This window comes from Bradyrhizobium sp. (assembly GCF_050014615.1).
Lineage (GTDB): Bacteria > Pseudomonadota > Alphaproteobacteria > Rhizobiales > Xanthobacteraceae > Bradyrhizobium.
The window spans coordinates 1-11,108 of sequence record NZ_JBEKCZ010000174.1; the positions used below are offsets into that span (position 1 = coordinate 1).

General features: G+C 62.7%; 9 protein-coding genes. 4 read left to right on the forward strand and 5 right to left on the reverse strand.

Annotated elements, in window-relative coordinates; translation table 11 throughout:
* Positions 1 to 3,022 (reverse strand): tetratricopeptide repeat protein (locus ABR948_RS23025; protein ID WP_428122477.1); only part of this gene is annotated, 3,022 nt, incomplete at its 3' end.
* Between the two features lie 357 nt (positions 3,023 to 3,379).
* Here ABR948_RS23025 and ABR948_RS23030 point away from each other — a divergent pair.
* Together ABR948_RS23030 and ABR948_RS23035 are read left to right on the forward strand one after the other, a co-directional pair.
* The gene (locus tag ABR948_RS23030) at positions 3,380 to 4,723 is read left to right on the forward strand and encodes an MFS transporter (protein ID WP_428122479.1); all 1,344 of its coding nucleotides are present in this window, start codon (positions 3,380 to 3,382) and stop codon (positions 4,721 to 4,723) included.
* 310 nt (positions 4,724 to 5,033) lie between these two features.
* Positions 5,034 to 5,543, forward strand: a complete 510-nt coding sequence (locus ABR948_RS23035; protein WP_428122482.1) for a hypothetical protein — start codon at positions 5,034 to 5,036, stop codon at positions 5,541 to 5,543.
* A gap of 326 nt (positions 5,544 to 5,869) precedes the next feature.
* Here the strand turns inward: ABR948_RS23035 and ABR948_RS23040 are convergent, their stop codons facing one another.
* The 3 genes from ABR948_RS23040 to ABR948_RS23050 form a co-directional block, all read right to left on the reverse strand.
* On the reverse strand, positions 5,870 to 6,304 hold the full coding sequence (locus ABR948_RS23040; RefSeq protein WP_428122484.1) for a hypothetical protein: 435 nt from the start codon (positions 6,302 to 6,304) through the stop codon (positions 5,870 to 5,872).
* 92 nt (positions 6,305 to 6,396) lie between these two features.
* Positions 6,397 to 6,780 carry an ElaB/YgaM/YqjD family protein gene (locus tag ABR948_RS23045; protein WP_428122487.1) on the reverse strand — a complete coding sequence of 128 codons (384 nt, stop codon included), beginning with the start codon at positions 6,778 to 6,780 and terminating at the stop codon, positions 6,397 to 6,399.
* An 86-nt stretch (positions 6,781 to 6,866) separates the two neighbouring features.
* The gene (locus tag ABR948_RS23050; protein ID WP_428122489.1) at positions 6,867 to 7,967 is read right to left on the reverse strand and encodes an AI-2E family transporter; all 1,101 of its coding nucleotides are present in this window, start codon (positions 7,965 to 7,967) and stop codon (positions 6,867 to 6,869) included.
* Positions 7,968 to 8,149: 182 nt separating this feature from the next.
* Between ABR948_RS23050 and ABR948_RS23055 the strand changes: the two genes are divergently transcribed.
* Positions 8,150 to 8,998 carry a L,D-transpeptidase gene (locus tag ABR948_RS23055; protein ID WP_428122491.1) on the forward strand — a complete coding sequence of 283 codons (849 nt, stop codon included), beginning with the start codon at positions 8,150 to 8,152 and terminating at the stop codon, positions 8,996 to 8,998.
* A 28-nt stretch (positions 8,999 to 9,026) separates the two neighbouring features.
* Positions 9,027 to 9,680 carry a DUF2865 domain-containing protein gene (locus tag ABR948_RS23060; RefSeq protein WP_428122493.1) on the forward strand — a complete coding sequence of 218 codons (654 nt, stop codon included), beginning with the start codon at positions 9,027 to 9,029 and terminating at the stop codon, positions 9,678 to 9,680.
* 49 nt (positions 9,681 to 9,729) lie between these two features.
* On the opposite strand, the gene ABR948_RS23065 is transcribed toward ABR948_RS23060, so the two are convergent.
* Positions 9,730 to 11,108 (reverse strand): methyl-accepting chemotaxis protein (locus ABR948_RS23065; RefSeq protein WP_428122495.1); only part of this gene is annotated, 1,379 nt, incomplete at its 5' end.

Genomic DNA, 11,108 nt, shown 5'->3' on the forward strand with positions numbered 1-11,108 from the left:
CCATCAGCAGGTAAAGATGCCCCAAACTCAACGCGGCGGCGGTATTTTCAGGGTCAATGGCCTTTACACGAAGATGGGTTGCGATGGCCTCTTCGAAACGACGGAGCCTGCCAAGTGAGATCGCTTTGTTGTTCAGGGCTTCGACGAGATCCGGCTGGCGCGCAAGGGTCTTTTCAAACCATCCGAGCGCCTCCTTGTCGCGGCCCAGCGATTGAAGCGCCACGCCGATATCATTGATGTTCTCGATGTTATCGGGATCGAGTGCGTGTGTTCGCTCCAGATCGCCTAAGGCCTGCTCGAACCTCCTGAGACCGTACAGACACATTGCCCGCCGACGCAGGGTTTGGAAATCGTTCGGTCGCAACTCCTCGCACAGGTTAAAGTAAGCAAGAGCCTCTTCCAGTCGCGCCAACTGATCCAGAAACATGCCACACTTGTTCGCTGCGTCCCAGTCATCGGGCTTCAGTCTCAACACGTGCTGAAGGCTCGACACGGCCTCGGCGGGGCGCGCCAGTTGGCCCTGAGCGTTGCCAAGTTTCTTCCAAAGTCCGGCGTCATCCGGCTTAAGCCGCAGGGCCGTTTCGAAGGCCTTGCAAGCTTCTTCGTGCCGTCCGAGGTGCTGCAGAGCGGTGCCAAGATTTGCAAGATAATCCGGCTTGGGATGCTGCCGGAGCGCGCGAGCGATCCACTCCACGGCATGATCGTATTGTTTGGCCTGATGGGACAAAAGCCCCATCAGATGCAGGCTGTCAGCGTGATCGGAATCGATCGCGAGCGCTTGTTCGCCGCAGGCTTGCGCGTCGCGATATCGCCCGGCCTTCATATGGCCAAGGCCGGCTTGATAAAGCGAAGCAGGTGTACCTGCGCCCGGGTGTTGCGGGGTGGCGTCGATCAGCTTTTGCAACTCGCTCCGCACCCGATCGAGCACGCTGGCATAGTCCCGCGTTTCGGTCTGCCGAAACAGCCGCACGCTCGGGTACCAGGGGCTGTCGTCGCGATCGAGCAGCCAGCGCCAGTCCGGTGTGTGGGGCAGCAGGATCCAGGTGGGGCGTCCGAGCGCGCCGGCGAGATGGGCTATGCTGGTATCCACCGTGATCACCAGATCGAGGCAACTGATCAAGGCCGCCGTCTCCATAAAATCGGTGAGATGCGCGGTCAGGTCGACAATGTCGGTTCGCTCGAGCAGGAATGCCTTGTCGACGGGTCTTGCGTCTTTCTGCAGGCTCACGAAGGTCGCATCGATGTCGAGGATGCGGGACAGCGTTCGCAGCGGGATCGATCGATTGTGATCGTTCTTGTGTTTCGGATTGCCGGACCAGACCAGGCCGACCCGCAACCTGTCGTGCTGGCCGAGGCGGTCCTCCCAGGCTTGCCGGCGATCCTGCGCGGGGGTCGGCAGATACGATGCCGGCGCTGGGATGGTTTCGAGCGTCGTCCGGAACGCCAGCGGCAGGCTCAGGATCGGACAATGGAAGTCGAATGCCGGCAACCCTGCGCTCCCGTTCTTGGGCAGGCATTGCGAGACCCCGGGCAACCCCGACAGCAGTGGATACAACGGCTCCTGCGGAAGCAGAATGACCCGCGCGCCCAACGCTGCCAGCATCGGCGCGTAGCGCACGAACTGAATGGTATCTCCCAGTCCTTCATCCGCACAGATGAGAATTGTCTTGCCTTCGACATTCTCCTCTCCGAGCCACATCGGTTGAGGAAATTTCAGGTAGCTGGCCGTACCGGAGAGAGACGGTATCTTCCACCGCGCTTCGCGCCCCGGCCAGCCGGCCTCGAAATCGCCGTTCAGCATCTGAATGAGGGCCACGTTCCAGTCGGTCTCGGCGTTTTCCGGATCGATTCTCTTCACATGGCGGAACAGCATGAGCGCTTCGTCGAACCTGTGAATTTCGCCGAGCATGAAGGCCTTGTTGTTAAGAGCCTTCACGAAGTCCGGTCGCAGGTCGAGCGCCCGGTCGAACCATTCCAGCGCATCCTCGGGCCGGCCGAGCTTGTGCAAAGTCACACCGATGGCATTGCATATGTCGGCATTCGCCGGGTCCAGTGCCTGCGCCCGCTTGCCGTCGGACAGAGCTTCCTCAAATCGATTTAGTTTGTACAACGCCACGCTACGCCCAAACAGGGTCGTCGCGTGATCTGGCTGCAGTTCGTCACACAGATTGAAATTGATGAGACTTTCTTCGAAGCGCTCCGACTCGAGCAGAAGAGAGCCCTTGTTGGTAAGAGCCATCACGAAGCCCGGTCGCAGGTCCAGCGCCCGGTCGAACCATTGCAGTGCCTCCTCGGGCTGGCCGAGTTTCTGCAAAGCCACACCAAGATCGATACAGATGTCGGCATTCGCCGGGTCCAGTGCCTGGGCCCGCCTGCCGTCGGACAGAGCTTCCTCAAATCGATTGAGCTTGAACAACGCCCGGCCACGCCCGGTCAGGGTCGTCACGTGATTGGGCAGCAGCTCGTCACACAGGTTAAAATTGACCAGAGTCTCTTCGAAGCGCTCCGACTGGAGCAGAAGAACCGCGTAATTGTACGCGGCGTACCAGAAGCGCTGGTTGAGCTTGAGCGCGCGTTCAAAACCCGGGATCGCCTGGTCCGGGCGCTGCAACAGCACGAGAACGTTGGCTAGTCGGGCCCACAATTCGGCATCGTCAGGGCTGATCTGCACCGCTTTGTCGAAGGCCTGCAGAGCCTCTTGATGGAGTCCTTGCTGTTCCAAGGCGGCGCCGAGGCTCGCCAGATAATCCCTCTTGGGATCTGCCCGATTGGCGCGACCGACCCACTCGATAGCGGCATCGTATTGTTTGGCGTGGAGGGAAAGCAGCCCCATGAGATGGAGCGTGTCTGCATGTCCGGCATCGAGCGCAAGAGCCCGCTGGCAGCAGATTTGCGCGTCCAGATGCCGTCCTGCTTGGAAATGGCCAAGGCCGGCTTCATAGAGCGCAGCAGAACTGTCCGCGCGACCTTTCGAAGCTGCCGGAGATTTGCGGGCGGCCACCCGGCGTTCACGACGATTCATCTGCACAATTCAGGTAGGGCGCAGGTCAACTTCTAGGTGATTCGCCGTTATCGGCAAACCCTCTTGGGATGCGCCACGAGTCGCCGGCTGGTACAAATGCGAAGTGACGCGATGGCGGATGCGATTGATAAGCGATGCCATCATCGATGAGACCGACTTGGCACAACAGGACTTGGCACAACAGGACTTGGCACAACAGGACTTGGCTCAACAGGATTTGGCACAACAGTTCGAAATTAAAGCTCCCTATGAATACCGGCATGGGCTGCATTGCATAGCTTGTTGGGACTCGGCTGTGGATCGGCGCGCAGGCGCTCGGTACAGTTGCGCAACACAAACAAGAGGCAAGGGAAGACAATGCTCGGGTTACAGAAGGCGACACCTCGCCTCAAATCGGTTCAGCTCGCCGCGTTGGCCATGCTGGTTGGCGCAGGCGTGATCAACTATATCGACCGGGCGACCCTGGCCGTTGCCAATCCGCTGATCCGGGAAGATCTGGGATTGTCCATCGCGGATATGGGTTATCTGCTGTCGGCGTTCCTGTGGGCCTATGCCTTCTCGCAATTGCCTACCGGCGCGATGGTCGACAAGGTGGGGCCGCGCATTCTTTTGTCGCTGGGACTCAGTCTGTGGTCCGTGGCGCAATTGTTGGGCGGACTGGTGCAGGGGTTCGGCCAGTTTTTCGGTGCCCGCCTTCTGCTCGGTATCGGCGAGGCGCCGCAATTTCCGACCGGCGCGCGCGTGGTGCGGGACTGGTTCAATCAGCGGGACCGAGGTCTGGCTACCGGCATCTTCAACTGCGCGTCGTCGCTGGGCACGGCTATCGCCGTTCCGCTGCTGACCTTCCTGATGCTGGCGTTCGGTTGGCGCACGATGTTCGTCGTCATGGGGGCCGCGGGTCTTGCGATGGCGGCCGTTTGGTACTTGGTTTATCGCAACCCCACTGAACTCGCGCTGACGCCGGAGGAAAACGCCTACCGGACACAAGGCGATCCACCGGGCCAGCGAACCAAGGTCACTTTTCGCGAGTGGAAGCTGCTGTTCCGCTTTCGGACCACCTGGGGCATGATTTTCGGGTATTTCGGCTGCATCTATCTGACCTGGATCTACACCGCCTGGCTGCCCGGCTATCTTGAGATCGAGCGCCACATGAGCGTGAAATATACCGGATGGGCCGCAGCCGTTCCGTTTGCCTGCGGCGTTGTCGGCGGGGTGCTCGGCGGATATATCGCCGACATCCTGGTGCGCCGCGGCGTCGAGCCGCTCAAAAGCCGGAGATATCCCGCTGCGATCGCTCTGCTTGGAACGGCGGCCTGCACGGTGGCGGCAGCCTATGTCAGCAGTAACGCGTTGGCGATCGCCTTCATCTCGGCCTCGCTGTTTCTCGTCTATGTCACCAGCACCTGTGCGTGGGCGTTGAGTTCGGTCGCGGTACCGACCAACTGCACGGCCTCGATCGGTGCGGTGCAGAATTTCGGAGGCTATCTCGGCGGTGCGCTTGCGCCCACGGTTACAGGGCTCATTGTTCAAACGACGGGGTCATTTGTGCCGGCGCTGGTGGTCGGCGCACTGATCGGCGTGATCTCGGCGGCTTCCTACCTCTTTGTCGTCGACCAGCCGATCACAGCCGCGGATATGGACTCGATGTCTCTTCCCGGGACTACCCTGAAGGCAGGCGCGACCAATACGGAGATCCCCTGAACCCTGAATGGTACGCTTGCGCGACAATGGTCCACGAGCCAAAGGTGGGGCGGTTACATCATTTTGCGTTGATTGCGGCAAAAAAGCAGGGCGCGGCTGGCATCACCACAGCCGCGCCCTACGTCGCCGGTTAATGGGGCAGGGGGGATAACCGGCTGGCGGGATGACGCACAGGCCCGCTGATTCGTTCCAGGGCGGCGGATATTTTTTCACACACGGTTAAGTGATGAGCCGCGCCCAGAACCGGGCGGTTCCGTTGGCGTTGGGTCGTTGGTCGCCATGGGGCGATGGATCGACGGGCGGGCAAGCCATGCCACAGCGCTGCAGGGGAATTTCCAGAACTTCCGGCAGGACTTCCAGCCGAATTTCAAAGGGCGTTTTCGCGGCGATCGCGCTGTCGCTGACGTTCGGCGCCGCGCAGTTTGCCTCGGGCCGGGATCTCCAAAGCCCCGATATTTCGCAGGATTACGCGGGAGATGCACAGGATCGCCTGCAAAGCGCGTTTCGGGATCCTTTGCAGGATCCCGCGCAGCAGTCCCCTTCCATGGGCGACATTGCTATCAACCGTACCGCCAAATCCGACCGCGCGGCCGGCGTAGTGGGGGCGGCGGCGCCGACCAGGACGATTTCGCTGCGGCCGCAGGGTGTTTCCGACAGCTCGATTCTGATTCGTATTCCGATGGCGCAGGCGCGCAACGGTTCTTCCGCGCCGGCTCTGACCAGATCCGGAGACCGCAAGATGACGGTCGCCTGCGAAGCCGTGGTCAGTGTCCTGACCGAAGTCGCCAGGCTGCTGCAGCCCGGCCGCTGCGTGACCTGAGCGGCTTTCGGGCGTTTCTGGCCTTCGTCATTCCGGGGCGATGCAAAAGCATCCTTGCTTCCTTGTTGCCAAATGGATTGCTTCGCGGAGCCTGTCATCGGGCGCGCATGCGCGCGACCCGTTGACTCGCAATGACGGTGTTAGGATCGTTATGGCCCCTCGGTCGTCATCATCCGCGAAGGCGGATGATCCAGTACGCCGTAGCGTTTCGGCTCTACCTGACCGCGGTGGAATACTGGATACCCCGCTTGCGCGGGGTATGACAACTCAATGTGCAACGCTCGTTCAGCTACTCCGATCGCTTCGCGCCCGTGAATTGCGAAGGGTCACTCCGCGGGCGCTTCGTCGGTCTGGGTGTTGCGGCTGGCCAGCAGTCCCAGCGCCAATCCGCCGACGGCGAGGATCGGGATCAGCTTCTTGATGCCGATGGCGCGGACCAGCTGGATGCCGGTGGCGACCAGCATCGGATCGGCCAACGCGGAATGTACCGCGGATTTCGCGGTTGCCGCCGCGCGCGCCTTGACCCGGTTTTTGCGCACGACGTAGCCGATCGCCGCGATCAGCGCGAGGAGCAGGAAAATGCCGGCGCCGGTCAGGCAGGCCTCGATCAGGCCCCAGGTCTGCAGCACATAGACAAAGGCAGCGGCGCACAGAAACGAGATCATGATGAACAAGGCCACAGCCACCACCGCCGCCAGCGAGGTCAGGCGCAAGGCGGTGCTGGTGGAATCCTTGAAATCATCGATCATGCGCGCAAACATCTGGACGCCTCGTTGAACCGAAAGAATTGCAGATCAAACAATTGCAAATGGCAGAATTGATTCCCGTTAAGGCACCTCTCACGCGCCGGGCGCTAGCGGCGCCATGTCGCGCCGATCAGGAAGCCGAGGCCGAGCGCAATCCCGACGGTCGCGAGCGGGCGCTGCGTGATGACGTCTTCCAGCGTTTCCTCGATCGAACTGGCCGCGTCCTGGGCGGCATCCATCATGGCGCCGCCGCGTTCGGAGAGATCGTCGACCGCGGTATCGACATTGGCGCGGGCCTGCTTGTAGCCACGGCGTGCCTGCTTCTGCGCGGTGCCGGCGAATGAATTGAGCGCGTCGGTGATCTGGTCGGTAAGGGCTGAGATATCGTGTTTCACGGCTGCTACATCCTTTTCGAGACGTTCTTGAAGATTTTCTTCGGTTGCCTTATCCGCCAGATTTCTCATCCCGGTTTCTCCCTCTGTGCTCGACATCAAAAGCTCCCGGCTTTCAGAATTTAGCTACGGCACAAACGCCCCGCAGTGCCGGAAGTTCCCTCTGCGAAAACCTGTGACAGCGATCAGTCCGGCGGCAGATTCGGCGAGACCGTCGGCCACAGATGCTCTCTCAGGATCAGGCCCACGATCAGCAGCGGCGACGACAGGAAGCCGCCCACCGGTCCCCACAGCCAGGTCCAGAACGCCAGCGCGATGAAGACGGCGAGGGCGTTGAGTTCGAGCCGGCGGCCGATGATGGTCGGGGTGATGAAATGGCCTTCGAGAAAGGCAACTCCGACAAAGGCCAGTGGCGCGATCAATCCCGCGCCGATGGTCGAGAACGCGACCACGCCGACCATCAGCAGGATCGTAAACATCGCGACCGGACCGATGATGGGCAGGAAGTTGAGGGTCGCGGCCAGCGCGCCGAGCCCGGCCGGACTGGGCATGCCCGTTACCGCGCAGATGATGCCGGTGGCCGCGCCGACGCCGAAATTGATCATGGTCACGGTCAGCAGATAACCGCCGAGCTGGCCCTCGATGGCGTTGAGGATGCGCAGGGTTCGCAGCCGGGAGTCGTGGCCGGTGAAGGTCATGATCAGCGCGCGCCGCAGGTCCCGCCAGCTCGCGATGAACAGGATCAGGGTGGCGAAGAACAGCAGGAATTCGGTGAAGGTCGGGGACAGGAATTCGAGCGTGGGCTGGAGCCATTCGACTTTCGGCATCTGGAACGGAGTGACCGCAAACGCATCGGATCCGCCGAGCATGTTCTGCAACTCCTGCCACAGCGCCAGCGGCCGGTCGAATATGTGCAGTTTCTCCCGCAGCAGCGAACCGAGTTCGGGCAGGCGCGTGCGCCATTCCATCAGCGGCGAAGAGATCAGGCCGACCATGAAGGTGACGCCGGCACCGACCGCGGTCACGATCAGGACCGCCGACAGCGCCCGGGGAATTCGATGCCGCTCCAGGAAGCCCGCGGCCGGCGACAGCATGGTGCCGACCACGAAGGCGGCGACCACCGGGAGAAAGAACGCCTTCGCGACATAGAGTACGGCGACGACGCAGATCAGCAGCAGCGAGATCAGCGCAAAGGCCACGACCTCCGCGCGGCGAATCACCGGCGGCTGTTCGGCTTGGCTGTCAGGCAGTGGCGTACCGGAGGTCTGGACGGGAAAGACACGCAAATCGTTTCACCCACTAGCTCGCGGCTCCAACCGCCGCGCCGCGCAGAAGTTCCATCGCCGAAACGTGAAGCGCGGTCGGCTTGACAGGGCCGGCTCTATTTGAACCGCGGTGGAACCGCGCAGCCCCGGTCGCGTTTGGTGAAGAGGGCATCGACACGATGCCGATCGAATTGGGGCGGCTCATGAAACAGACACTCGCAGGCATAAGCAGGATTTCGCCGCGCGCGACCAGCGCGCTGATGCTCGCCGGAGCGTTGTTATGGGCGCCCGTCCTCTTCACCGGTGCGGCAAGCGCGCAGGGGGTTGGCCAAGGGCTTGGTCAAGGTCCTGGCCAAGCGTTCGGCTACGCGTCACCGCCGAGTTCATTCCCGTCAGATGATATGACGCTGGCGCCGGCCGATCCGGCGCTGTCGGACGAAGGCGGCGGCAGCGCCTATGTGGTTCCCGAGCGGCTGCGGCGCACCGTTGTGGCGATCGAGACCCGCGAAGCGCCCGGCACAGTCATCATCGATACCGGCAACACCGCGCTGTATTACGTGCTGGGCCAGGGGCGTGCCCTTCGCTACGGCGTCGGCGTCGGCCGCGAGGGCTTCACCTGGTCCGGCGTGCAGACCATCAGCCGCAAGGCGGAATGGCCGGACTGGCATCCGCCGGCGCAGATGATCGCGCGCCAGCCTTATCTGCCGCGCTTCATGGCGGGTGGACCCGGCAATCCGCTCGGCGCCCGCGCCATGTATCTCGGCTCCAGCGAATATCGCATCCATGGCACCAACGATCCGACGACGATCGGCAAGTTCGTGTCCTCGGGCTGCATTCGCCTGACCAATGAAGACGTCGCCGACCTGTTCAGCCGCGTCGATGTCGGTACAAGGGTGGTGGTGCTGGCGAAGACCGCGCCGCACGTTGAGGCCCAAAGAACGATCATTGGATCGGCCGCCGCTCGACCGGCCGCGGCGCCGGGACGCCCGGTCGTGACGACGCTGCCTTCGGGCCGCCAGGCGATGAACCTTTCGACCTCGTCGCTGTACTGAGGATTGAGCCCCTGTTTTGGAGGCGAACATGACCAGAGCATCCGGCAGACTGGCGTTTGGCGCACTGGCCATATCGGTCGCGTTGATATCCGCCCCGGCCGCGCAGGCGGAGGATTTTCTCTCGGCGCTGTTCGGCGCGTTCGGGGCCCGGCCACCGGCCCCAGCGACCCCGCTGCCGTTTGCCAGCGAGGGTGACAATTCCGCCGCGCCGGAAACTCTCGCGCCACGCCCGCGCACCAGCTATTCCGGTGGCTCCCAGGCCTATTGCGTGCGCAGCTGCGACGGGCGTTATTTCCCGATCCAGGCATCCGACAATCAGAGCCGGGCGGCCTCCTGCAACAGTTTTTGCCCGGCCGGCGAAACCAAAGTGGTTTACGGCAGCAATATCGACAATGCCGTGACCGAGAGCGGAAAGCCCTATTCCGAACTGCCGAACGCGTTTCGCTATCGCAGCGAGATGGTCGCGGGATGCACCTGCAACGGCAAGGATCAGACCGGTCTCGCTCCGGTCAGCATCGAAAACGACCCGACGCTTCGCAAGGGTGACATTGTGGCGGGGAGCGGCGGGCTGATGATCGCCGGCCGCAGTGCCGACAAACGCGGCGCGTCGCTGAATCTATCGCCCGCCTCGCAAGCGCTGCGCGCGCATTACCAGCGCGTGCCGGTGGTGGCGTCGGAGTGACGGCAGACGTCGTCCCGGCGCACGCCGGGACGACAAAGATCTAGTGAAATCAAGCCGCGCGAATCTTGCTCAGGAACTGGGTGACCTGGCTGCCGAGCTGCTGACTCTGCGTTTCCAGCGTCTCGGAGGCGTGTTTGACGTTATCGGCGGCGGCTGCGGCGGCATCCGCGTCGGTTTTGACGCCGGTGATATTATCGGAGACGTTCTTGGTGCCCTGCGCGGCGTGCTGGGTGCTGCGGGTGATCTCCTGGGTGGCGGCGCCCTGCTGCTCGACCGCGGCTGCGATCGCGGTCGCGACCTCGTTCACTTCGCCGATGATGCTGCCGATTGCCTTGATGGCATCGATGGCATCGCCGGCCACCTTCTGGATGTCGGCAATCTGCTCCGAAATTTCGTCGGTCGCCTTGGCGGTCTGGCTGGCCAGCGATTTGACCTCGGATGCCACCACGGCAAAGCCCCGGCCGGCATCGCCGGCGCGCGCCGCCTCGATGGTCGCGTTCAGCGCCAAAAGGTTGGTCTGGGCGGCGATCGAATTGATCAGTCCGACCACCTCGCCGATCCGGCCTGCGGTTTTCGCCAGGCCCTGGACGGTGTCGTCGGTTTCCCGCGCGCTTTTGACCGCGCGGCTGGCGATGCCCGCGGCGTGCGATGCCTGCCGGCTGATATCGTCGATCGATGCGCTCAGTTCCACCGACGCGGAAGCCACGCTCTCCACGCTCATCGAGGCCTCTCCGGAGGCCCGCTCCGCAATCTGAACGCGCGCATTGGTCTGGCTGGAGACCGCCGACAGGTCCGCCGAGGTCGTCCGCATCTGACCGGACGCATCGCCCAATTGGTTGAGCGTCTGGCGCACCATGCTCTCGAATTCACCGACATAAGTCTCGATGGTCCGCTGACGCGCGGTGGCGCCGGCGTTGCGTTCACGTTCCTGCTCTTCGATCCGAAGCTTGTCGACGGCCTGCTGCTTGAAGGTTTCCAGCGCGCCGGCCAGCGCGCCGATCTCGTCGCGGCGCTGCGTGTATCCGGTATCGACGGTCAGATCACCGGCAGCGACTTTCAGCATGGCGTCGCGCATGTTGTGCAGCGGCCGGATGACGCGGCGGGTGACGGCGATCATGGTGCCGACGGTCAGCGCGAGCGCGCAAGTCAGCAGCGTAAGCTGCAATATCAGCGAACGCTCAGCCAGGGAATGCTGGGTCAGGGTATAATTCTTGGCCATATCAAGCGCGCGCTCGGCGACGACAACCGCAGAGCTCATGTGTTTGACCGAGAGCGGGCTCCACTCGTTGGCGATCATTTCGGGCTTCTCGCCGGTCAGTGCCGCGTTCAGCAACCGATCCCGAAGTGCAAGAAATGGCGGCTCGAAATAGGCGGTTTTCGCCTCTGCCATCGCTTCGACGAGGTTCGGTGGCAGCGCGCTTCCTGCGG